Genomic DNA, 21,316 nt, shown 5'->3' with positions numbered 1-21,316 from the left:
CCATGAATCCGGATGCCTTGCAACCTCTTCACGCCCTGCAACGCCAGATTAGCACGATCATCCGTGGCAAGGCCGCCCAGATCGAGGACGCCGTGGCCTGCCTGTTGGCGGGGGGTCACTTGTTGATCGAAGACCTGCCCGGCGTCGGCAAGACCACGCTGGCGCACGCGCTGGCCATCTCGCTGGGCCTGCGCTTTTCGCGCGTGCAGTTCACCACCGATCTGATGCCCTCCGACCTGCTGGGCGTGAGCCTGTACGAACGCGAGCGCGGCGGCTTCCAGTTCCATCCCGGGCCGGTCTTCACCCAGGTGCTGCTGGCCGACGAGATCAACCGCGCCGGCCCCAAGACGCAGAGCGCGCTGCTGGAGGCGATGGAGGAATACCAGGTCAGCGTGGACGGCACCACCCATGCCCTGCCCCAGCCCTTCTTTGTGATCGCGACGCAGAACCCCAGCGAGCAGCTGGGCACCTACCCACTGCCGGAGTCGCAGCTGGACCGCTTCCTGATGTGCATCAGCCTGGGCTACCCGGACCGCCGCTCCGAGCGCGAGATGCTGCAGGGCGAGGACAGCCGCGAGCAGCTGCGCGCGCTCAAGCCGGTGATGGACGGCGCCACGCTGCAGGCGCTGCAGAAGCAGGTCGCCGCCATCCATGTCTCGGACGCGCTGCTGGACTATCTGCAATCGCTGATCGAGGCGACGCGATCCGGCCAGTGGTTCCACGAGGGCCTGAGCCCGCGCGCCGGCCTCGCGGTGCTGCGCGCGGCGCGCGCCAAGGCCTTGCTGGCCGGGCGCGACTATGTCTCGCCGGACGACCTCCAGGCCATCCTGCCGCAGGCCATCGCGCACCGGCTGCGCCCGCGCGCCGGCAGCGCGCGCGGCGCGCGCGAGCAGGTGCAGGCGATGCTGGCGGCCGTGCCCATCCCGTGAACGCGAGCCCCGAGCGCGGCGCCGAAGGCCAGGGCCTGCGGCAGCGCTGGCGCCAGTGGTGGTGGAGCCGGCACACGCCGCGCGACACGCTGCGCCTGGGCCAGCGCAACATCTACATCCTGCCCAGCCGGCCTGGGCTGGCGTATTGCGCGACGCTGCTGGTCATCCTGGTGGCGTCCATCAACGACCAGCTCAGCCTGGGCTATCTGCTGTGCTTCCTGCTCGCCGGCGCCGGCCTGGCCTCCATGCATGCCACGCACGGCAACCTCAGCGGTCTGAGCCTGGACCTGCGCACGCCGGGGCCAGGTCTTGCCGGCCAGCCACTGGCGCTGGAGCTGCGCCTGCACAACCCCGGCCGGGCGCGCTACGGCATCGGGCTGAACCCGGCCAGCGATCGCGAGCGGGCCTTCACCGACGTGCCCGCGCAAGGCCATGCCTCGCTGCAGCTGCGCATCCAGCTGCCCGGCCGCGGCCTGCATGAGCTGCCACTGCTGCGCATCACCACCCATTTCCCGCTGGGCCTGTTCGGCGCCTGGAGCCTGTGGCGTCCGGCCGCGCGCGCCTGGGTCTACCCGCTGCCCGAGGCCGGCGCCCCGCCCTGGCCGGACAACCCGGGCGGCCAGGGTCTGCCCGGCGCCCATCCTGGCAGCGGCGAGCCCGACGGCGTGCGCGGCTATCTGCGCGGCGATTCGCCGCGCATGATCCTGTGGAAGAAGTCCGCGCTGGCGCTGGCGCGCGCCGACGAGGGCGAGCGCGAGCCGCAGCTGTGGGTGCGCGAGCGCCGCAGCGCGCAGGCGCAGCAGCTGTGGCTGTCGCTCGCGCAGACCGCGGGTGCGGACTTCGAGGCACGGCTGTCCCGGCTTGCCGCCTGGGTGGAGCGTGCCGAGGCCCAGGGCCGGCCCTACGGGCTGCGCCTGCCCGGCGTGGAGATCCCGCCCGCGCTGGGCCCCGAGCAGCGCCGCGCCTGCATGGAAGCGCTGGCGCTGGCCGAGGAGCCGCGCCGATGAAGCCGCTGCCCCGCGAGGCGCGGGACACGCTGTTCCTGCTCGCCACCATCGCCGCGACGCTGGTCCCGCATGCGGGCCACCTGCCCGTCTGGGCCAGCGCGGCCGCTGCCGCCATCCTGTGCTGGCGCGCCGTGCTGGCCTGGCGCAGCGCGCCGCTGCCGGGCCGCTGGAGCCTGTTCGTCGTGCTCGGCCTGGTGCTGGGCCTGACCCTGCTGACCCACCGCACCCTGCTGGGCCGCGAGGCCGGCATCACCATGCTGGCCATGCTGATGGGGCTGAAGACCCTGGAGTTGCGGGCGCGGCGCGATGCCTTCGTGGTCTTCTTCCTGGGCTTCTTCCTGGTGCTCACGCAGTTCCTCTACTCGCAGTCGCTGCTGACCGCGCTGTGGACCCTGCTGTGCGTGTGGGCCCTGCTGTCCAGCCTGGTGCTGGCGCAGATGCCGCTGGGTCAGCCCCGGCTTCTGCTCGCCGCGCGCATCGCCGCGCGCAACACCTTGTGGGGCATGCCGGTGATGCTGGCGCTGTTCCTGCTGTTCCCGCGCCTGCCGCCGCTGTGGGGGCTGCCGCAGAACGAGCAGGCCCGCACCGGCCTGTCCGACCAGATGGAGTTGGGCGCCTTCACCGACCTGGCGGTGGACGACAGCATCGCGCTGCGGCTGAAGTTCAGCGACGGCGCGCCGCCGCCCGCGCAGCCCCAACTCTATTTCCGTGGCCAGGTGCTCAGCCGCTTCGACGGCAAGACCTGGCACGCCGCGCCGACGGCGCTGCCCTGGGGCGGCCAGGCGCCCTCGCGCACACCGCTGTTCGCGATGCAGGGAACGCCGCGTGCCTACGAGATGACCGTGGAACCGCTGCGCATCACCACCATCCCGCTGCTGGAGCATGCGCCGGGCGAGCCCGGCGCGCCGCTGGAGGCCGGCGAGCTGACGCTGCGCCGCGCCGTGCAGGGCCAGTGGGTGGCGCGCCGCCCGGTTGTCGAGCGGTTGCGGCTGCAGGCCCAGGCCTACCCCGCCGCCCGGTTGGGCCCGCTGCAGCGCGGCCCCGAGCTGCTGGGCGAGCTGGACCTGCCCGCCGGACTCAACCCGCGCAGCCGCGCCTGGGCGCTGGAGCAGCGCCGCCTGCTGCAGCAGAACCCGGCGCTGGCCGCCCCCGCCGCGCTGTCGCGCGCGCTGGCCGGCCGCCTGCTGCAAGAGATACGCGGCGGCGGCTTCGAGTACACGCTGGCCCCCGGCCTCTATGGCGAGGCCAGCCCGCACCGCGTCGACGAGTTCTGGTTCGACCGTCGCCAGGGCTTCTGCGAGCACTTCGCGGCCGCCTTCGTCGTGCTGATGCGCTCGGCCGGCGTGCCGGCACGCGTGGTCACCGGTTTTCAGGGCGCCGACCCGCAGCTGTCCGACGGCTACCTGGTGGTACGCATGAGCCAGGCCCATGCCTGGGCCGAGTACTGGCTCGAAGGCGAGGGCTGGCAACGCGTGGACCCCACCGCCGCGGTGGCCCCGGAACGCATACGCGGCCGCCCGCTGCGCAGCCCGCCGGGCGTGTTGGCCAATGCCTTGTCGCAGGTCGACCCGCGCCTGTGGGCCGGCCTGCGCCAGGCCTGGGAGGTGCTGGAAAACCGCTGGCAGCAGCAGGTGCTGAACTACGCGCGCAGCGACCAGTTCGAGCTGCTCAAGCGCCTGGGCTTTGCCCGCCCGGACTGGGAGGCGCTGCTGCAGACCGCCGGCTTGCTGCTGGCCGCCAGCGCCGGCGCCGGCGCGCTGTGGAGCCTGTGGCGCAGCCGGCCGCATGACGCCTGGACGCGCCAGCAGCGCTGGCTGATCCGCCGGCTGCAGCGCCTGGGCGTGGCCGCCACCGCGCAGCAAAGCCCGCGCCATTGGGCCCGGCTGCTGGCCGATCGCCATGGCGCCGCGGCCACGCCGCTGGTGGAGCTGCTGCTGCAGCTGGAGCGCCAGCGCTATGCCGCCGGCCCGCCCGCCGCGGGTGCCGGCGCGCGCCTGGCCTGGCGGCGACAATTCCAGCGTGCCGCCGCCCGGCTGCGACGGACCGACCGATGACGGATTGCCTGCCCATGACCGACACCCTGTTCCCATCGCGCCCCGCGCGCGCCCTCCCCCGCCTGGCGGCATTCACGCTGACCCTGGCGCTGGGGCTGGCATGGACCGCCACGGCCGACGCCGCCGCGCGCAAGCCCGGCAAGTCCGGCGCATCCACCACGCGCGCGGCGCTGGTCAAGACCCGGCACCAGGCGCAGCCCGCCCCGGCCGCGCAAGCCTATGGCGAACGCGCCGACCTGATGCGCTTCGCCGACGAGCTGGCCGCCGCGCGCGGCTGGGAGGCCGCGCCGCTGCGCGAGCTGCTCGCGCAGGCCCGACTGCTGCCGCAGGTGCAGAAGCTGATGATGCCGCCGCCCGCTGGCACGGCGAAGGACTGGGGCGCCTACCGCGCCCGCTTCGTCGAGCCGCGCCGGCTGCAGGCGGGGCTGGCCTTCTGGTCCGAACACGAGGCGGCGCTGGCGCGCGCCGAGGCGCAATACGGCGTGCCGGCGCACATCGTCGCCGGCGTCATCGGCGTCGAGACCTTCTATGGCCGCATCATGGGCGGCTTCCGCGTGCTGGACGCGCTGGCCACGCTGGCCTTCGACTTCCCCAGCGGGCGGCGCGACCGCAGCCCCTTCTTCCGCGAGGAGCTGGCCGAGTTCCTCGCGCTCACGCGCCGCGAAGGGCTGGACCCGCTGACGCTGAAAGGTTCCTATGCCGGCGCGCTGGGCTGGGGCCAGTTCATGCCCGGCAGCTGGAACCGCCATGCGGTGGACTTCGACGGCGACGGCAAGGTGGACCTGATCAACAGCCCGGTCGACGCGATCGGCTCGGTCGCCCACTATCTCGCCCAGCACGGCTGGCAGCGCGGCCTGCCGACCGACTTCGCCGTGCAGGCCCCGGTGGACACGCGCGAGCGTGCCCGGCTGATGGGCCCGGACATCCTGCCCAGCTTCAGCGCCGCCGAGCTGGAAGCCGCCGGCGCCCGCCTGGACGAGGCCGGCCGCGCCCACACTGGCCCCCTGGCGCTGATCGAACTGCAGATGGGCGATGCCGCGCCGGTCTACGTGGCCGGCACGCAGAACTTCTACGCGATCACGCGCTACAACCAGTCCAGCTACTACGCGATGGCGGTGATCGAGCTGGGGCGCACGCTGGCGCAGTGGCGCGGCGATGCGGCGCGCCCCGGGGCCGCGGCGGCTCCCGCCTCGGCCCCGCCGGAATCCCCGGCGCCGGCCTCGTCTCCCCGCTGAGGCGCGCGCCCGCCCCGGCGGCGCAAGACCCTCTGGGTACCGATGCCGGGATGCCCAGGGCATACTGGAAGTATCTCGACATCAAGATACTTCATGAGCCCGACCCTCGTCCCGCGCGCCCAGGTTCTGCGCGACACCCTCTGGACCGCGCTGGCGCCGGTGGTCTGGGGCAGCACCTACCTGGTGACCACCGAATGGCTGCCGCCGGACCGCCCCTTCACCGCCGCGCTGCTGCGCGCGCTGCCAGCCGGGCTGCTGCTGAGCCTGGCCGCGCGCCGGCTGCCGCGGCGCGGCGAATGGGGGCGCACGCTGGTGCTGGGGGCGCTGAACATCGGCATCTTCCAGGCCCTGCTGTTCATCGCCGCCTACCGCCTGCCGGGCGGCGTGGCCGCGGTCGTGGGCTCGATCCAGCCGCTGCTGGTGATGGCCCTGGCCTGGGCGGTCGAACGCCAGGCGCCGGCGCGGCTGGCGATACCGGCCGCGCTGGTGGGCGTGGGCGGCATGGCGCTGCTGCTGCTGTCGCCGCAATCCTCGTGGGACCTGCTGGGCGTGGCCGCGGCGCTGGCGGGCGCGGTCTGCATGGCGGCCGGCACCTTTCTCGCGCGGCGCTGGCGCACCCAGGTGCCGCTGCTGGCCTTCACCGGCTGGCAGCTGCTGGTGGGCGGGCTGATGCAGCTGCCGCTGGCCTGGCTCCTGGACCCGCCGCTGCCGCCCCTGGCGGCCTCCGCCATCGCCGGCTATGCCTACCTGGCCCTGGTCGGTGCGGTGCTGGCCTATGCGCTGTGGTTTCGCGGCCTGGCCCGGCTGCCCACGGTGGCGGTGTCCTCGCTGGGCCTGCTGAGCCCGCTGACCGCGGTCGTGCTGGGCTGGTGGCTGCTGGGCCAGCGTCTGGGTCCGACGGCCCTGCTGGGCATGGGCCTGGTGCTGGGCAGCGTGCTGGCGGTTCAGTGGAGCGGCGGCAGCGGTGGACCGGCCGCGTCGCCGTCCCCGGGCCCGCGCGGCGGGTCAGCCAGCCAGTAGCGTCCGCGGCGCAGGCGCTCGCAGTCCGCCGCGGGCACGAGGACCTCGGCCGCGGGCCCGTCGCTGCGCCACCGCCACGCGCCGCAGTCGGCCGTGTTGACGAGCACGATGCCGCGCGCCGCATAGCGCTGCACCACGGCCAGCGCGGGGTGGCCAAAGCGGTTCTGAAAGCCCGACTGGACCAGCCCCAGGCGCGGCGCCACAGCGTCCAGCAGCGCGTCGCTGGATGAGGTCTTGCTGCCGTGGTGGGGCACCATCAGCAGCTCGGCGCGCAGCCCCTGGGCGCCCTCGCGCGCCACCAGCTGGGCTTCCTGCGCGGCCTCGATGTCAGCGGTGAGCAGCACGCGCCGGCCCTGGGCGCTGACCCGCAGCACGCAGGAGCGGGCATTGGCGCGCGGCCGCGGCGAGGTGGCCGACGCGGCCGCTGGCGGCTCCGGCACCGGATGCAGCAGCTCGAAGTCCACGCCGTCCCAGCGCCAGGCCTGCCCGCGCTCGCAGGGCGGCGCGCCGCGCAGCGCGCCCAGCCGCGCGCGCACCGGCAGCCCGGCCAGCACCGAGGCCGCCCCGCCGCTGTGGTCCTGGTCCGCATGGCTGACGATCAGCAGGTCCAGCGCCGGCACGCCCAGCGCGCGCAGCACGGGCAGGATGACACGCGCACCGGCGTCCAGGTCCGGACCCCAGCGCGGGCCGGTGTCGTAGAGCAGCGCATGGCCGTGCGTGAGCAGCAGCACCGCATTGCCCTGGCCGATGTCCAGCGCGAGCAGCTCCAGCACCCCGGGCGGCGGACGCTGCGGCAGCGGCGCCAGCATGGGCAGCATGCAGGCCAGCCCCGCCAGACGCAGCCGCCAGGGCAAGGCCAGGGCGACCAGCGCCGCGCCCGCCAGCGCCAGCAGCTGCGCCCACTGCGGCGCGACAGGCACCCACCAGACCGCCAGCGGCAGGCCCTGCAAGCCCTCCAGCACGACCCACAGGCCTCGCACCAGCCAGGCCGCCGGCTCCCACAGCGGCGGACACAGCGCGCCCAGCAAAGCCAGTGGCGTCACCGCCCAGGACACCAGCGGGATCGCCAGCGCGTTGGCCGCCAGCCCCACCAGCGAGAGCTGGCGGAACAGCAGCAGGGTCAGCGGCGCCAGGCCCAGCGTGATCGAGAGCTGCTCGCGCAGCGCGCCGCGCAGGCGCTGGCGCCAGCCCGGCGCGGCGCCGCTCTGCGGGGATGGCGGCGCGCCGGCCATCAACAGCCCGACGGCACAAAAGGACAACCAGAACCCCGGCTGCAACAGCGCCCAGGGGTCCAGGCCCACGACCAGCGCCGCCACCGCGAGCAGCTGCAGCGCCCAGGGCCAGCGCAGGCCCAGCCGCTGCAGCAGCGCCAGCGCCACCAGCATCCACAGCGTGCGCTGGGCCGGCACGCCCCAGCCCGAGAAGAGCGTGTACAGCAGTGCCGTCGCCAGCCCCAATGCCGTGCCGGCCCGCGGCGCCGCCACCGCGAGGCTCAGGCGCGCGCCGCGGCTCCAGGCCCAGCGGCCCGCGCGGGCGGCCAGCCAGGCCAGCATCGTGATGTGCAGCCCGCTGACGCTGAACAGATGGGCCACGCCGGTGTCGCGCAGCAGGGCCCAGTCGCGCGCCGCCAGCGCCGACTGATCGCCCAGGCTCAGCGCCACCAGCACCGAGGCCTCGCGCGGCCGGTCCTGCAGCCGACGCTGGATGCGCTCGCGCAGCGCATCGCGCCAGCCCTGCAGACGCCAGGCCGAGGCCGGCGCGAGCCGCCGCGGCGCGGGCTGCGCCGTGCAGGCCCCGGCGCCGCCCAGTTCCTGCTCCAGCATCCACAGCCGGCCGTCGGGCCCGTGGGGATTGAGCAGCGCGTGCGCGGGCCGCAGGCGCGCCGTCAGCGCCCAGCGCTCGTCGGCATGCGGCGCCTCGGGCAGGTGGAAGCAGCTCAGCAGCAAGCGGGGTGGCAGGCGCGGCGGTTCGGCCAGCCCCGGGGATCGGGCCTGCTCCACCGCCAGCACCAGGCGCCAGCCGCTGTCGCCGCCCATGCCGGCCAGGGGCTGCGGCAGCTCGGCGATGCGCCCCTGCAGCGCCAGCGTCTGCCCCTGCCAGTGCGGCGCGAGCTGGTCGTCCATGCGCTGCACGGCGCGCCAGCCCGCATTGGCGCCCCCCAGCAGCGCCGCGGCCAGCACCAGGGCCGTCCATGCGACCCGGGTAGCCGCTCGGCTTCGTCGCCAGCGCCACCACCCGAGCGCCAGCGCGACCAGCAGCAGCGCCACGCCAGCGCCAGTCAGGCTCTGCCGCGGCGTCGGCAACGTCGCCTGCCCCTGCAGCCACGCATGGCCGGCCAGCCAGCCGATCAGGAGCAACAACAAGCCCGCCAGCGGCGGTGCCGCCGCTCCCGGCCCATGGCACCGCCCCGGCGCCGCCCGCCCGTCCGTCGTCCCGGCCTCCCCCACCGTCTGCTCCACCTGCTGGTCCGGCCTCCGACGCTAGACGGCCCCACGGCGGTGGCAACCTCAAGGCGGCGGACGGGCCGGGCTTCACCGGGCCTGCGCTGGGTCAAGGCCGCCGGGCCTGAAGCCCGCTAGCCTTGCCCCTATGCAAGACGTGTTGATCATTGGCGCCGGCCCCGCCGGCCTGAGCATGGCCGCGGCGCTGGCCGACCTGGGGCTGGACTGCCTGGTGCTGGAGCAGGCGCCCGAAGCACAGATCGCCGCCCCCGCGGAAGACGGCCGCGAGATTGCGCTGACCCACCGCGGCGTGGGCCAGCTGCAGGCCCTGGGGGCCTGGCAAGACCTGGCCCCCGACGAAGTCTGGCCGCTGAAAGCGGCGCGCGTGTTCAACGGCCAGGACACCCACAGCCTGGGCTTCGAACCCGAGGGCACGGACCACCTGGGCCAGCTGGTGCCCAACCATGCGTTGCGCCGCATCGCGTACCAGGGCGTGCAGCGCCGCGCGCAGCGCGTGCGCCTGCGCTGCGGCACGCGGGTGCAGGGCCTGACGCTGGGGGCGGATGCCGCCGAGGTGCTGCTGGAGGGCGGCGAACGCCTGCGCGCGGCCCTCGTGATCGCCGCCGACAGCCGCTTCTCGGCGACGCGCCGGCTCGCGGGCATCGGCGCCGAGATGCTGGACTTCGGACGCAGCGTGATCCTGTGCCGCATGCGCCACCAGGTGCCCCATCAGCATGTGGCGCTGGAGTGCTTCCATCACGGCCACACCATGGCCTGGCTGCCGCTGGCCGAGGGCATGAGCTCGCTGGTGCTGACGCTGGATGCCGACCAGGCCCAGCAGCGCCTGGCGGACAGCGACGACGCCTTCCTGGCCTGGGTGCAGCAACACAGCCAGGGCCGGCTGGGCCAGCTCGAACTCGCCGGCCCGCGCCACCACTACCCGCTGGTCGCGACCTATGCGCACCGCTTCAGCGCCCAGCGCCTGGCGCTGATCGGCGATGCGGCGGTGGGCATGCACCCGGTCACCGCGCATGGCTACAACTTCGGCCTCTATGGCGTGCAGGTGCTGGCCCAGGCCCTGGGCGCGGCACGCCAGCGCGACGCGCAGGCGGACCCCGGCGCGCCCGGGCCGCTGCAGCAATACGACCAGATCCACCGGCGCGCCACGCGCACCATCTACCTGGGCACCAATGCGGTCGTGCGCCTGTTCACCGACGAACGGCCGCTGGCCCGCGCGCTGCGCCAGGGCGTGCTGCAAGGCGCGTCACGGCTGCCGCCGCTGCGGGCGCTGATCAGCGCGCAGCTGACCGGCCGCGGGGGGCCGGGGGCGTCGTTGTTGAGGCAGTTGAGGAGCTTGGTGGTGCATTGAGGCTTGGTTGGTGGTTGGGTGGCGGGGCTCCGGCCGGGTTCCGGCCGGGTTCCGGCCGGGTTCCGGCCTGACGGCCGGGTAACTTTCTTCTGGGGGCCCAGAAGAAAGTCACCAAAGAAGAGGGCCTTGAAGTCGATTTGACCGAGGCCCGCGCTGAACACCGCGTCATGGCCCGACCACCACCCGGGCAACGCCACCACTCAGGCATCAAGTCGCTCGCCGAGTACGGCTCGACTCCACGCTGGGCCTCGTGCCTAGGCTCGCTGCCGGTGCTGGCGGCTCCATGCCGCGAGCATCGGCGCCCCCTGGGGGGCTGCCCAGCGGAACCGCTGGGCTTGGGGGAGCAGGGCCGAGCGCCGGGCCGCCCCAAGCCGGCCCACTTGGCGAGGCTGGCGGCTCAATGCCGGCAGCATCGCCGCCCCCTCAGGGGGCTGCCCAGCGGAACCGCTGGGCTTGGGGGGCAGGGCCGAGCGCCGGGCCGCCCCAAGCCGGCCCACTTGGCGAGGCTGGCGGCTCAATGCCGGCAGCCTCGCCGCCCCCTCGGGGGGCCGACCCGCGTACCCGCGGGTCGGGGGGCCCTCCCACCCAGCCTTCACGCCGCGGATCGGCCGCGCCGAACCAGCCGTCGTCGCTGCGGGCCAGGCCGTGCAGGCCGCTGGTCAGTTCGGTGTCGATCAATTCGTGGCCGCGCGCCCGCAGGGCCATGCGCGTGGCGGCTGGGAAGCGTCCCGACTCCAGCACCGTGGGGCCGTTGAAGCTGGCCACGTTGGGCAGCGCAAAGGCTCTCTGCAGGTCCAGCTCCCAGTCGTGGGTGGCGACCAGGGCCTTGGCGACGAAGTGGATGATGGCCTGGCCGCCCGGCGAGCCCACCGTCATCAGCAGGCGGCCATCGCGCGCGTCGAACACCAGCGTCGGTGCCATGCTGGAACGCGGCCGCTTGCCCGGCTGCAGCCGGTTGGCCACGGGCCGGCCGCGCGCATCGCGCGGCACCAGCGAGAAGTCGGTCAGCTGGTTGTTGAGCAGAAAGCCACCGGGCAGGCCGCTGCCGCCATCGCTCATCACCCGGGCGCCGAACTGGGCCTCGATGGTGGTGGTCAAGGCCACCGCGCGGCCCTGGGCATCGACCACGCTGAGATGGCTGGTGCCATGCTCGGCCTGCTCGGGCTGGGCCGCTTGAGGCCGCGGCAGCGCACCGGGATCGCCGGCCTCGGCACGCCCCATGCTGCGCGCGCCGATCAGCGCCGCGCGGGCACGCAGATAGTCCGGCCGCAGCAGGTGGAGCCAGTCGCCGCCGGGCGCAGCGACGAAGGCCGGGTCGGCGATGTATTGCGCACGGTCGGCATAGGCCAGGCGCGCCGCCTCGGTGTAGCGGTGCAGCCAGTCGGGACCGGGCACGCCGGCGTCCAGCGCGTCGGCCGCGCGCGTCGCCGGCAGCATGCCAAGGATCTGCATCAGCGTCAGATGGCCCGACGATGGCGGCGGCATGCCGCAGACGCGCCAGGGCCGCGCCGTCTCGCCGCGCCAGTCGGTGCACAGCGGCGCGCGCTCCACCGGCCGATAGCCGGCCAGGTCGGCCAGGCTCAGGCGGCCGGGATGGCGCGCATGCGAACGCACACGCCGCACGATGTCGCGCGCCACCTCGCCACCATAGAAGGCCTCGCTGCCTTCGCGGGCGACACGGCGCAGCACCTGGGCATAGGCGGGGTTGCGCAGCCGCGTGCCTTCGGGAAAGGCCTGACCCCGCGCATCGTAGAAATGCGCGCGCGCCAGCGCGTCGCCGCGCAGCAGCGGGTCGTCCTGCAGCAGGCGATGCAGCCGCGCCCCCACCGGCACGCCCTGCTCGGCGGCCTCGATCGCTGGCTGGAACAGCTGCGCCCAGGGCAGCCGGCCGTCGCGGCGATGGGCCTGCTCCAGCATGCGCAGCAGGCCCGGCGTGCCCACGCTGTGACCGCCATCCACCGCCTCGGACAGGGCCATGGGGCGGCCGTCGGGCTTGAGGAACTGCGCCTCGTCGGCCTCGGCCGGCGCGGTCTCGCGGCCGTCGAAGGCATGCAGTTGCCGGCCATCCCAGCTGAGCAGAAAGGCGCCGCCGCCGATGCCGCTGCTCTGCGGCTCCACCAGGCCCAGCATCAGCTGCGCCGCGATCGCGGCATCCAGCGCATTGCCGCCTTCGCGCAGCAGGCGCACGCCGGCCTGCACCGCGAGCGGATGCGCGGCCGCGACGCCCCCGTGGCGCAGCGGCCAGCCGGGCTTGTCGGTCCAGCCGCTGGCGGCCTCGGGCGCCGGGGGCAGCTCCAGGGCGGGCGGTGCGCCCGTGCAGGCCACCAGCGCAAACATCAGCCCAGACATCAGCCCGCCCAGCAGCAGCGGCCGCAACAGGCGCACGGGGCGAAGAAGCGCGCCGGGGCGACGCCATGGGAGCCCAGCAAGCACAAGCATGGACAGGAGCGATGCGAAACGCGGCAGCGGCACTGCGGCCCAGTGTAGGCCGCCCCTGCCCGCCGCCGGCGACGAAAGGGATTGCCGCGACCAGGGTGTAGGATGCCCAGCCTTCTTTTCCTGCGCACCGCGCCCCTCATCGCCATGAGCACTGCAGCCAGCCAAGACGTCTACGCCCGCCTGAACGAGCTGGGCATCACCCTGCCCCCGGTGGCCGCGCCGGTCGCCGCCTATGTGCCCTTCGTGCGCAGCGGCAACCAGATCTTCCTGTCCGGCCACATCGCCAAGAAGGACGGCAAGCCCTGGGTGGGCCAGCTGGGCAAGGAGGTGGACACCGCCACCGGCCAGGCCGCCGCGCGCGCGATCGGCATCGACCTGCTGGGCACGCTGCATGCCGCCGTGGGCGATCTGAACAAGATCCGCCGCGTGGTCAAGCTGATGAGCCTGGTCAACAGCACGCCCGACTTCACCGAACAGCACCTGGTCACCAATGGCTGCTCGGAGCTGATGGTGCAGGTCTTCGGCTCCACCGTCGGCGCGCATGCGCGCAGCGCCTTCGGCGTCGCCCAGGTGCCCATGGGCGCCTGCGTGGAGATCGACCTGATCGCCGAGGTGCAGGACTGATGCCGGTCACGCTGTCCGCCCGCGCGCGCCCCTCGTCTTCGCCGCTGCTGGGACTGATCGCGCTGGGCAGCCTGGCCGCGGTGGGCGCCGCGCTCGTCGCCCAGCATGCGTTCGGCGTCAAGCCCTGCCCCTGGTGCGTGATGCAGCGCGGGGTCTTCCTGCTGCTGGCGCTGGCCGCCGGCCTGGGCTGGCTGCTGGGCCGCTGGCGCGTGCTGCGCCGCGGCGCCTCGCTGCTGAGCCTGGCGCTGGCCGGCGCCGGCCTGGCGGCGGCCTATTACCAGCACGAAGTCGCGTCCAAGCTCGCGTCCTGCGACATGACGCTGGCCGACCGCATCCTGATCGCGCTGGACCTGGAAGCGCGCTGGCCTTCGATGTTCATGGTCACCGCGTCCTGCAGCGAGGCCACCGCCTACACGCTGCTGGGCCTGCCCTACGAGATCTGGAGCGCGCTGAGCTTCGCGCTCATGGGGCTGCTGGCCATCCTGGCCTGGCGCCGCGGCTGAGCGCGGGCCGCGCCCGCTCAGGCCCCGTCCGCGACGCGCAGCACGCTCTGCAAGGGCGGCAGCTGCGCGATCAGCGCCACCAGCTCGCGGATGCTGTCGGTGGAGGTCTTGGCGCGGATGCTGGCGATCTGGGTGCGCACCGTCGAGATCGCCACGCCGTGCCGCGTCGCGATGGCCTGCGGCGCGTCACCGTCGCACAGCGCCACCAGCACCTGTTGCTCGGCCCCGGTCAGCTGGTATTCGCGCGCAAAGGCCTGCATGGGCAGCGCGCCGCACAGCTGGCGCTTGCCGATCAGCAGCAGCGCGAGCTCCGCGCCCTCGGTCGCCGGCAGCGGCAGCACCGACACCGGCAGGCGCCCGCTGTGGCCGTTGAGCACCAGCAGGCGGCGCAGGCCACGATGGCGCGCCTCGTAGAGCGCCTGCTCCAGCCTCAGCTGGTCGCCGCGGTCGGGCAGGTTCAACCGCCCTTCGCCGAGCGCCCGCGACGCGAGCACGGCGCGCGCCACCTCGTTGGCGAAGACCACCTGCAGCGCGCGCCCGACCACGCAGAGCCCGAGGTCGATCTCGTTCATCACCGCTTGCCACCAACTGGGCGCCATCTGAAAGACGTGGCGCATGGCACCGTGGCGGTCCGGACTGGGTGTTGCTTCCATGGTGGACTCCCTGCGGGACGTGGGCTCGGGCCAGGCCCCGCCTCATCCCTTGTTGTGGGCCCGCCCGATAGCCGCGGGCAGGCTGGCGTCCATGGTAGGAAGGGCTCACGCCGCCCAGGCGCGGGCGACCGCGCCAGGCGTCCCTTGTCGGGGCCTCAAGTCCTCTGCAGAAGTGGCGTCCCCGGGGACGCCGGAGGCATCAGAACAAGCCCAGATCCTGTTGGCTGAAGTTCGCCAGGCCCGGCAGCACCGTGGACAGCGCCGAGCCCGGCACGCCCATCCAGCGCGCCAGCGTGGCGGCCAGTTGGTCGACCGCGGTGGTGGGCAGCAATCGGCCCTGGCCGACGTCGTCGGGCCCGTTGATGCTGACGGATGGCAGCTGGCCATAGAAGCGGCCGCCGCGCACCGCGCCGCCCATCACGAAATGGTGCGAGCCCCAGCCATGGTCCGAGCCGTCGCCGTTGGAGCTGAGCGTGCGGCCGAAGTCCGAGGCCGTGAAGGTCGTCACCTGCTGCGCCACGCCCAGCTCCTGCATCGCCGCGTCGAAGCTCGCCAGCGCGCCGCCGACCTGGCCCAGCAGCACCGGATGCTGGGTCATCAGCAGGTCGTGCAGGTCGAAGCCGCCGATGGACACGAAGAAGACCTGGCGCGACACGCCCAGCGAGCCGCGCGCCGCGATCAGCCGCGCCACCAGGCGCAGCTGCTGGGACAGCGAGCTGCTCGCGTCAAAGGCGGTCTGCAGCGGCGGCAAGGCCGCCAGCGCGCCGTTGACGGTGGACTGGGCCGTGATCGAACGCGCGGTGACGCGGTTCAGTTCGGCCTCCATCCAGTGGCTGCGCGTCGCCGTGACGAGGCCGCGCAGCGCGTCCGAACAGGCTTGCGAACCGAACAGCGGCTTGGCGATGCCGTTCACCGCCACCGCGCCGCTGCTGGACATCTGGTACTGCACCGCCTGGCGCCCGGACATGAAGACCGCATTGCCGGACACATTGATGCAGGTGAAGGTGGTGCCGCCATTGCCGGCCAGGAACTGATCGCCCATGCGTCCGCCCCAGCCCGAGGTCGCGCCTTCGGGGTTGGACGCCTGCCAGACGCTCTGCTGGTCGTTGTGCGAGAACAGCTTGGGCGGCAGCGGCACATTGCCGGCCTTGAACTGCGCCAGCGTGGTGGGCTGCACCAGCGTGCCGACGTTGAGCATCACGGCCAGCCGGCCGGCGTCGAACACCGGCTTGAGCGGCGCCAGCGTCGGCGCCAGCGCCATCTGCCGGCCATCGGGCAGCGCCATCTGCGGGATCAGCGCGGTGGCACCGAGCGCATTGCGCGCCAGCGCGAGCTGCTGGCGGATGTTGGCATAGGCCTGGTAGCTCGCGGCGTCATACGGAATCAGCGTGTTGCCGTAGTCATTGCCGCCGTACAGGAACACGCAGACCAGGGCCTTGTAGTCGCCCGGCGCGGTGGCCGCGGCCGCCTCGCCCATGGCCGCGAGCTGCAGCGCCCATGGCGCGGCCGCGCCGGCCACCGACAGCGCCGAGGCTCTGCGCAGGAACTCGCGCCGCTGCAGCGCGGCCAGCTTGGAGATATGCGCCATGATGCAGGGCCCTCACTTCTGGATCTGGTATTCGGGACAGGCCAGCAGCAAGAGCCAGCTGGCGCGCACGCGGTTGAGCCGGCCGGCATCGCTGCCGCCGGCGATGCTGGACACGGCCGCGACCACGGCGTCCAGCGTCGCCGCCGAGATGCCGCCGCCGCCCAGCAGCAGCGCCTGGCGCTGCACCAGCGCGCGCGCATCGTCGGCCAGCGCCAGCTCGGCCGTGTAGTCCGGCTTCATGTCGCCGATGCCGCCGCCGATCAGCGTCTGCATGAAGTTCAGGTAGCCCGCCACCGTGCTCTCGTTGCAGAGCTGGAACTCCGGCGCCGTCACGCCATTGGCGCCCAGCTCGGCGCTGGGCGGCACATAGCCAGGGCGATAGAAGTTGAACACCGAAGGGCTGCGCAGCGGGCTTTGCCCCAGCCGCGTCGCCGGGTTGCTGCAGTCGCCCAGCGCCCAGAGATCGCCCGGCGAGCTCAGGCCCACGGTGCGCGCCCACTGCACCAGACGCAGCACCGGCTCGCGCAGCTTGCCGCCGCCCGGCGCGGCCGACGGGCTGCGCGCCTCGGGGTCCAGCAATAGCGCGCGCAGCACCGCCTTCAGGTCGCCGCGCTGCCCCTGGCCGTTGTCGTTGAACACCGCGGCGACGCGCTGCACATAGGCGGCGCTGGGGTTGGAACAGACCAGGCGCTGGATCAGCTGGCGTGCCAGGAAGGGGGCGACGTTGGGATGCGCGGCCAGCGTGTCCAGCGCCATCTTCAGCGCGGCCGGTCCGTCCGCCGTTTCGGGAATGGTGACGCCCAGCACGCTCTTCGCGCCGGCCGAAAAGCGGCTGGCCGTGTGCACCATGGGCTTGTTCATGAAGCTGGGGTCGGTGCCGTTGGCGCCATCCAGGTCCCAGCCGGTGAAGACGCGCGCCAGCGCACTGATGTCGGCCTGGGTGTAGGTCTCCTGCGGCCGGCCGTTGAGCATCCTCGGGCTGCCGTCCGCGTTGAGCTGGACCAGGCCGATGCTGAACAGCTGCATCACCTCGCGCGCATAGTTCTCGTCGGGGAGTCGCCCGGTGCGCGGGTCTTCCTTGCGGTTGCCGCGCATGTTCAGGTAGATGCCCATGGCCGGCGACAGCGTCACCGCCTCCAGCAGCGCGCGGTAGTTGCCGAAGGCATGCGTCTCCAGGATGTCCAGGTAGCCGGCCACGGCCATGCCCGACCAGTTGACCGGCAGACCGTTCATCGACACCACAAAGATCTGCGACAGCGCCAGGACCATGCGCTGGCGCAGCACGTCGGGGGCGCCGATCAGCTTGCGCCAGATCGTCGCATCCACGCCGGCGAAGCCGGTCTTGTAGACCTCGGCGCCATAGCCCTTGGCCAGCATCCAGTCCACATGGCCCTGGCCGCGCGGCAGCGCGAACTGCGCGTCCAGCCAACCGGCGTAGCCCTGGGACTGCACCTGCGCGATCTCCGCCGTGCTCGCCGCGAAGCCGGCCTGGGCCAGGAAGCGCGCGGCCTGCGCCTCGCTGGGCTTGGTGTCCGCGGCGGGCGGAAGCGGGCCAGCGCCCGCCTCCGAACCGCCGCCTCCGCCGCCGCAGGCGCTCAGCAGCAAGGCCGGCGCCAGCAGCGCGGCGGCCCCCGGCAGCGACTCGGACTCGAGAGAAATGGGCGCGCACGCCTCGTCGTTCATGATCGGCCCCAGCAATGGCATCGGGCGCAATGTAGCGGCCGTCCATGACGGAAACCGCGACGGAAACGATCAAGGTGCAATGAGCGGCAACAGCAGGCCGGGGCGTGAAAAATGCACTGGACAAGGGCCGCGGGCCACACCCCGCCGCGGCCTGCCGGGCCGGTCTCCCGACCGGCCCTGCCCAGGGTTCAGATGAGCGGCACGCCGGTCTTGCTCTGGATCTGCTCGCGCGTCACGCCAGGCGCCAGTTCGACCAGCTTCAGGCCCTGCTCGGTCACGTCCATCACGCCCAGGTCGGTGATGATGCGATTGACCACGCCCTGGCCGGTCAGCGGCAGCGTGCACTGCGGCAGGATCTTCAGGTCCTCGCTGCCATCCTTCTTCTTCGCCACGTGCTCCATCAGCACGATCACGCGCTTGACGCCGGCCACCAGGTCCATCGCGCCGCCCATGCCCTTGACCATCTTGCCGGGGATCATCCAGTTGGCCAGATCACCCTTGTCGGTCACCTGCATCGCGCCGAGGATGGACAGATTGATCTTGCCGCCGCGGATCATCGCGAAGGAGTCGTGGCTGCCGAAGATGGACGAACCGGGAATGGTGGTGACGGTCTGCTTGCCGGCGTTGATCAGGTCGGCGTCCACCTCGTCCTCGGTCGGGAAGGGGCCGATGCCCAGCATGCCGTTCTCACTCTGCAGCCACACCTCGATGTCGGCCGGCACATGGTTGGCCACCAGCGTCGGGATGCCGATGCCGAGGTTCACGTAGAAGCCATCTTGCAGTTCCTGGGCGGCGCGCGCCGCCATCTGGTCTTGGGTCCAGGGCATGTCAGTCTCCTAATTCGTTCGGGCCGTCGCGGCTCACGCGGCGCTGCGCGTGGTGCGCTTCTCGATGCGCTTCTCGGGGGTCGGGTTGTGCACGATGCGGTGCACATAGATGCCCGGCAGATGGACGGCGTCCGGATCCAGCTCGCCCACCTCGACGATTTGCTCCACCTCGACCACGGTGATCTTGCCGGCCATGGCCGCGGCCGGGTTGAAGTTGCGCGCGGTGCGGCGGAACACCAGATTGCCGCTCTTGTCCGCGATGTGCGCCTTCACCAGCGAGACATCGGGGTTCAGCGCACGCTCCATCACATAGGTGTGGCCGTCGAACTCGCGCAGCTCCTTGCCGTCGGCGACCATGGTGCCCACGCCGGTGCGCGTGAAGAAGGCCGGGATGCCGGCGCCGCCAGCGCGCAGCTTCTCGGCCAGCGTGCCCTGCGGCGTGAACTCCAGCTCCAGCTCGCCGGCCAGGTACTGGCGCTCGAACTCCTTGTTCTCGCCCACATAGCTGGAGATCATCTTCTTGATCTGCCGCGTCTCCAGCAGCTGGCCCAGGCCGAAGCCGTCCACGCCCGCGTTGTTGGAGATCACCGTGAGGTCGCGGACCCCGGAATCGCGCAGCGCCGCGATCAGCGCCTCGGGGATGCCGCACAGGCCGAAGCCGCCCACGGCCATCAGCTGCCCGTCCGCGACGATGCCCTTCAAGGCTTCGGCCGCGCTGGGATAGAGCTTGTTCATGCGTTGGTCTCCATGCTTGGAATCGAACGGGCCGAAGCGTACTACTTAAGGCGATACGTAGTCGATTACGCGAAATCGCCTAAGATTTCATCCGCCCCCCGGGGGTCGCCCCGCGCGGCGGCCGCCCGATCGCGTCCCGACCTGTCTTTGTCCACGCATGAGCCAGCCGACGATCACCGCCGCCGATCTGCAAGCCCAGATTCCCCGCATCTTCGCGCCCTGGATCGTCGCGCTGGACCTGCAGGTCCTGCGCGCCGCGCCAGGCGAGGTGGACCTGTCCATGCCGGTGCATGCGGCGCTGGTGCATGTCGGGGGCGTGATGTGCGGCCAGGCCGCGATGGCCGCGGCCGACACCGCGATGGTGCTGGCGATGATGGCGCAGTTGGGCGAGTTCCGGCCCATGACCACGGTGCAGCTGAACACCAGCTTCCTGCGTCCCGTCGGTGGCCCGCGTTGCGAGGTGCGCGCGCGGGTGCTGCGCAGCGGCAAGAGCCTCGCCTTCGGGCAGATCGACATCTTTGGCGAGGATGGCCGTCTCGCGGTGCAGGCGACCACGACCTACGCCCTGCTATGACGGCCCCGCCTCCCGATGGCGGTCCGCCGCTGGACTACCGCTGGGCCTTCGAACTGGCGCCCATCGGGCTGGTGATCTCGGAGAACCGGCTGATCCGCGACTGCAACCGGCAGCTGCTGGAGATCTTCGGTGCCACGCGCGAGCAGCTGATCGGCCGCAGCTTCGAACTGCTCTATCCCAGCCTGGCGGAATTCCAGCGCACTGGCGAGCGCATCGTCGCCCAGCTCGACGAGAACGGCCGCTATGCCGACGAGCGCGTGATGAAGCGCGTCGCCGGTGCGCGGGCTGGCGAGCTGTTCTGGTGCCATGTCTCCGGCCGTGCGCTGGACCCCTCGCAGCCGCATGCCGCGGGCATCTGGAGCTTCGAGGATCTCTCCGCGCACCGCCAGATCAAGGCCGAGCTCACCGCGCGCGAACGCGAAATCGCGGCGCTGCTGATCGAAGGCCTCACCAGCAAACAAATCGGCCGCCGCCTCAACGTCAGCCCGCGCACCATCGATGTCTACCGCGCCCGGCTGATGCGCAAATACGGCGCGTCCAGCACGCCGGACCTGGTGCACAAGCTGTTGGTGTCCTGAAATACGCCTCTGGGAGTGGGGCCCCTCGTCCAGGGAGTACCCTGGCCGGCCCCCCATGGGGGCGGCGATGCCGCCGGCATTGAGCCGCCAGCATCGCCAAGTGGGCCGGCTTGGGGCGGCCCGGCGCTCGGCCCTGCCCCCCAAGCCCAGCGGTTCCGCTGGGCAGCCCCCCAGGGGGCGCCGATGCTCGCGGCATGGAGCCGCCAGCACCGGCAGCGAGCCTAGGCACGAGGCCCAGCGTGGAGTCGAGCCGTACTCGGCGAGCGACTTGATGCCTGAGTGGTGGCGTTGCCCGGGTGGTGGTCGGGCCATGACTCGGTGTTCAGCGCGGGCCTCGGTCAAATCGTATTCAGGCCCTCTTCTTTGGTGACTTTCTTCTGGGCCCCCAGAAGAAAGTTACCCGGCCGCCAGGCCGGAACCCGGCCGGAACCCCGCTGGAACCGAGCCGGAGCACAACCATCAACCGCAGCCACACCAACCCACCCCCAGGGCCAGGTCTTGCCCCCACACCCCCCTCTACCTTTAGTTACGCCGCCCAAACACCCCCACACCCCCCTATTGATCGGCCCTCCCGCCCGCCATCCGCCCGCAGCGGCGATGTCATCGGCCCTCCCGGGGCAACCCCGCAGCCAGCCGCCTCATTTCTCGCGCACAATACGCGCCGTCCGGCAGCGCGCCGGGCCTAACCTCTGTAGAGTCACATCGAATGAACAAGACCGAACTGATCGAACACCTGGCTTCCAAGCACGAGCTGACCAAGGCCGAAGCCGGCCGCATCCTCGAAACCCTGCTGGACGCCGTGGTCACCACGGTGAAGAAGGGTGGCACCGTGGCCATCCCCGGCTTCGGCTCCTTCAAGCAGCATGCCCGCGCCGCCCGCACCGGCGTGAACCCCAGCACCGGCGAGAAGATCAAGATCGCCGCGGCCAAGCTGCCGAAGTTCACCCCGGGCGCCGGCTTCAAGGCCGCCGTGGATCCCAAGGCTGCTGCCCGCAAGGCCGGCGCCAAGGCCGAAGCCAAGCCCGCCAAGAAGGCCGCCAAGAAGTGATGTCCGTCG

18 protein-coding genes are annotated in these 21,316 nt (G+C 72.6%); 11 read left to right on the top strand and 7 right to left on the bottom strand.

Going from position 1 to position 21,316, the window contains the following annotated elements; genetic code table 11:
- Nucleotides 1–2: 2 nt before the first annotated feature.
- The 5 genes from LZ017_RS02790 to LZ017_RS02770 all read left to right on the top strand — a co-directional run bounded on the left by LZ017_RS02790 (nucleotide 3) and on the right by LZ017_RS02770 (nucleotide 6,245).
- The gene (locus tag LZ017_RS02790) at nucleotides 3–929 is read left to right on the top strand and encodes a MoxR family ATPase (protein ID WP_241298508.1); all 927 of its coding nucleotides are present in this window, start codon (nucleotides 3–5) and stop codon (nucleotides 927–929) included.
- Nucleotides 926–1,936, top strand: a complete 1,011-nt coding sequence (locus LZ017_RS02785) for a DUF58 domain-containing protein (protein WP_241298507.1) — start codon at nucleotides 926–928, stop codon at nucleotides 1,934–1,936. Before LZ017_RS02790 ends, LZ017_RS02785 begins: the two co-directional genes overlap by 4 nt.
- Entirely contained in the window at nucleotides 1,933–3,990 is a 2,058-nt protein-coding gene (locus LZ017_RS02780) for a DUF3488 and transglutaminase-like domain-containing protein (protein WP_241298506.1), read from the top strand. The genes LZ017_RS02785 and LZ017_RS02780 overlap by 4 nt, the downstream gene beginning before the upstream one ends.
- Before the next feature lie 14 nt (nucleotides 3,991–4,004).
- A complete protein-coding gene (gene mltB, locus LZ017_RS02775; protein ID WP_241298505.1) occupies nucleotides 4,005–5,225 on the top strand; it encodes a lytic murein transglycosylase B in 1,221 nt (406 codons plus the stop codon).
- Between the two features lie 93 nt (nucleotides 5,226–5,318).
- The gene (locus tag LZ017_RS02770) at nucleotides 5,319–6,245 is read left to right on the top strand and encodes an EamA family transporter (protein WP_241298504.1); all 927 of its coding nucleotides are present in this window, start codon (nucleotides 5,319–5,321) and stop codon (nucleotides 6,243–6,245) included.
- Here the strand turns inward: LZ017_RS02770 and LZ017_RS02765 are convergent.
- Nucleotides 6,170–8,605, bottom strand: a complete 2,436-nt coding sequence (locus LZ017_RS02765; RefSeq protein WP_241298503.1) for a DNA internalization-related competence protein ComEC/Rec2 — start codon at nucleotides 8,603–8,605, stop codon at nucleotides 6,170–6,172. The genes LZ017_RS02770 and LZ017_RS02765 overlap by 76 nt on opposite strands.
- Before the next feature lie 229 nt (nucleotides 8,606–8,834).
- Between LZ017_RS02765 and ubiM the strand changes: the two genes are divergently transcribed.
- Complete coding sequence (gene ubiM / locus LZ017_RS02760) at nucleotides 8,835–10,055, top strand: 5-demethoxyubiquinol-8 5-hydroxylase UbiM (RefSeq protein WP_241298502.1); 1,221 nt, start codon at nucleotides 8,835–8,837, stop codon at nucleotides 10,053–10,055.
- 423 nt (nucleotides 10,056–10,478) lie between these two features.
- Here the strand turns inward: ubiM and LZ017_RS02755 are convergent, their stop codons facing one another.
- Complete coding sequence (locus LZ017_RS02755; protein ID WP_374109871.1) at nucleotides 10,479–12,404, bottom strand: gamma-glutamyltransferase family protein; 1,926 nt, start codon at nucleotides 12,402–12,404, stop codon at nucleotides 10,479–10,481.
- A 234-nt stretch (nucleotides 12,405–12,638) separates the two neighbouring features.
- On the opposite strand from LZ017_RS02755, the gene LZ017_RS02750 reads away from it, so the two are divergent.
- Both LZ017_RS02750 and LZ017_RS02745 read left to right on the top strand, forming a co-directional pair.
- A complete protein-coding gene (locus LZ017_RS02750) occupies nucleotides 12,639–13,118 on the top strand; it encodes a RidA family protein (protein ID WP_241298711.1) in 480 nt (159 codons plus the stop codon).
- Complete coding sequence (locus tag LZ017_RS02745) at nucleotides 13,118–13,621, top strand: disulfide bond formation protein B (RefSeq protein ID WP_241298501.1); 504 nt, start codon at nucleotides 13,118–13,120, stop codon at nucleotides 13,619–13,621. The genes LZ017_RS02750 and LZ017_RS02745 overlap by 1 nt, the downstream gene beginning before the upstream one ends.
- A gap of 17 nt (nucleotides 13,622–13,638) precedes the next feature.
- On the opposite strand, the gene LZ017_RS02740 is transcribed toward LZ017_RS02745, so the two are convergent.
- The 5 genes from LZ017_RS02740 to LZ017_RS02720 form a co-directional block, all read right to left on the bottom strand.
- Nucleotides 13,639–14,274: a helix-turn-helix transcriptional regulator gene (locus LZ017_RS02740; RefSeq protein ID WP_241298500.1), complete on the bottom strand. Its 636-nt coding sequence runs from the start codon at nucleotides 14,272–14,274 to the stop codon at nucleotides 13,639–13,641.
- 199 nt (nucleotides 14,275–14,473) lie between these two features.
- Nucleotides 14,474–15,862: a DUF1501 domain-containing protein gene (locus tag LZ017_RS02735; protein WP_241298499.1), complete on the bottom strand. Its 1,389-nt coding sequence runs from the start codon at nucleotides 15,860–15,862 to the stop codon at nucleotides 14,474–14,476.
- A gap of 12 nt (nucleotides 15,863–15,874) precedes the next feature.
- Nucleotides 15,875–17,545: a DUF1800 family protein gene (locus tag LZ017_RS02730; protein ID WP_241298498.1), complete on the bottom strand. Its 1,671-nt coding sequence runs from the start codon at nucleotides 17,543–17,545 to the stop codon at nucleotides 15,875–15,877.
- 188 nt (nucleotides 17,546–17,733) lie between these two features.
- Nucleotides 17,734–18,372: a CoA transferase subunit B gene (locus tag LZ017_RS02725; protein ID WP_241298497.1), complete on the bottom strand. Its 639-nt coding sequence runs from the start codon at nucleotides 18,370–18,372 to the stop codon at nucleotides 17,734–17,736.
- Between the two features lie 33 nt (nucleotides 18,373–18,405).
- A complete protein-coding gene (locus tag LZ017_RS02720; RefSeq protein WP_241298496.1) occupies nucleotides 18,406–19,107 on the bottom strand; it encodes a CoA transferase subunit A in 702 nt (233 codons plus the stop codon).
- Nucleotides 19,108–19,264: 157 nt separating this feature from the next.
- Here LZ017_RS02720 and LZ017_RS02715 point away from each other — a divergent pair, with 157 nt between their 5' ends.
- From LZ017_RS02715 to LZ017_RS02705, 3 genes are all read left to right on the top strand, one after another.
- Nucleotides 19,265–19,681: a PaaI family thioesterase gene (locus tag LZ017_RS02715; RefSeq protein ID WP_241298495.1), complete on the top strand. Its 417-nt coding sequence runs from the start codon at nucleotides 19,265–19,267 to the stop codon at nucleotides 19,679–19,681.
- Nucleotides 19,678–20,259 carry a LuxR C-terminal-related transcriptional regulator gene (locus LZ017_RS02710; protein ID WP_241298494.1) on the top strand — a complete coding sequence of 194 codons (582 nt, stop codon included), beginning with the start codon at nucleotides 19,678–19,680 and terminating at the stop codon, nucleotides 20,257–20,259. The genes LZ017_RS02715 and LZ017_RS02710 overlap by 4 nt, the downstream gene beginning before the upstream one ends.
- A 580-nt stretch (nucleotides 20,260–20,839) precedes the next feature.
- Nucleotides 20,840–21,307 (top strand): HU family DNA-binding protein, encoded by a 468-nt coding sequence (locus LZ017_RS02705; RefSeq protein ID WP_374109870.1) that lies wholly within the window; start codon nucleotides 20,840–20,842, stop codon nucleotides 21,305–21,307.
- Nucleotides 21,308–21,316 lie beyond the last annotated feature (9 nt).

It is taken from the genome of Pelomonas sp. CA6, from assembly GCF_022549225.1.
In the GTDB taxonomy this organism is placed as follows: domain Bacteria; phylum Pseudomonadota; class Gammaproteobacteria; order Burkholderiales; family Burkholderiaceae_C; genus Roseateles.
Note: the sequence above shows the minus strand (reverse complement) of the source record. Positions and strands in the feature narration are given on the sequence as shown.

What these genes read in the sequence shown, in the direction of transcription:
- LZ017_RS02710 (WP_241298494.1), top strand. Translation starts at nt 19,678, where the DNA reads ATGACGGCCCCGCCTCCCGATGGCGGTCCGCCGCTGGACTACCGCTGG.
- LZ017_RS02790 (WP_241298508.1), top strand. Translation starts at nt 3, where the DNA reads ATGAATCCGGATGCCTTGCAACCTCTTCACGCCCTGCAACGCCAGATT.
- LZ017_RS02770 (WP_241298504.1), top strand. Translation starts at nt 5,319, where the DNA reads ATGAGCCCGACCCTCGTCCCGCGCGCCCAGGTTCTGCGCGACACCCTC.
- LZ017_RS02715 (WP_241298495.1), top strand. Translation starts at nt 19,265, where the DNA reads ATGAGCCAGCCGACGATCACCGCCGCCGATCTGCAAGCCCAGATTCCC.
- ubiM (WP_241298502.1), top strand. Translation starts at nt 8,835, where the DNA reads ATGCAAGACGTGTTGATCATTGGCGCCGGCCCCGCCGGCCTGAGCATG.
- LZ017_RS02730 (WP_241298498.1), bottom strand. Translation starts at nt 17,545, where the DNA reads ATGAACGACGAGGCGTGCGCGCCCATTTCTCTCGAGTCCGAGTCGCTG.
- LZ017_RS02750 (WP_241298711.1), top strand. Translation starts at nt 12,639, where the DNA reads ATGAGCACTGCAGCCAGCCAAGACGTCTACGCCCGCCTGAACGAGCTG.
- LZ017_RS02720 (WP_241298496.1), bottom strand. Translation starts at nt 19,107, where the DNA reads ATGAACAAGCTCTATCCCAGCGCGGCCGAAGCCTTGAAGGGCATCGTC.
- LZ017_RS02735 (WP_241298499.1), bottom strand. Translation starts at nt 15,862, where the DNA reads ATGGCGCATATCTCCAAGCTGGCCGCGCTGCAGCGGCGCGAGTTCCTG.
- LZ017_RS02780 (WP_241298506.1), top strand. Translation starts at nt 1,933, where the DNA reads ATGAAGCCGCTGCCCCGCGAGGCGCGGGACACGCTGTTCCTGCTCGCC.
- LZ017_RS02740 (WP_241298500.1), bottom strand. Translation starts at nt 14,274, where the DNA reads ATGGAAGCAACACCCAGTCCGGACCGCCACGGTGCCATGCGCCACGTC.
- LZ017_RS02725 (WP_241298497.1), bottom strand. Translation starts at nt 18,372, where the DNA reads ATGCCCTGGACCCAAGACCAGATGGCGGCGCGCGCCGCCCAGGAACTG.
- mltB (WP_241298505.1), top strand. Translation starts at nt 4,005, where the DNA reads ATGACCGACACCCTGTTCCCATCGCGCCCCGCGCGCGCCCTCCCCCGC.
- LZ017_RS02745 (WP_241298501.1), top strand. Translation starts at nt 13,118, where the DNA reads ATGCCGGTCACGCTGTCCGCCCGCGCGCGCCCCTCGTCTTCGCCGCTG.
- LZ017_RS02755 (WP_374109871.1), bottom strand. Translation starts at nt 12,404, where the DNA reads ATGTCTGGGCTGATGTTTGCGCTGGTGGCCTGCACGGGCGCACCGCCC.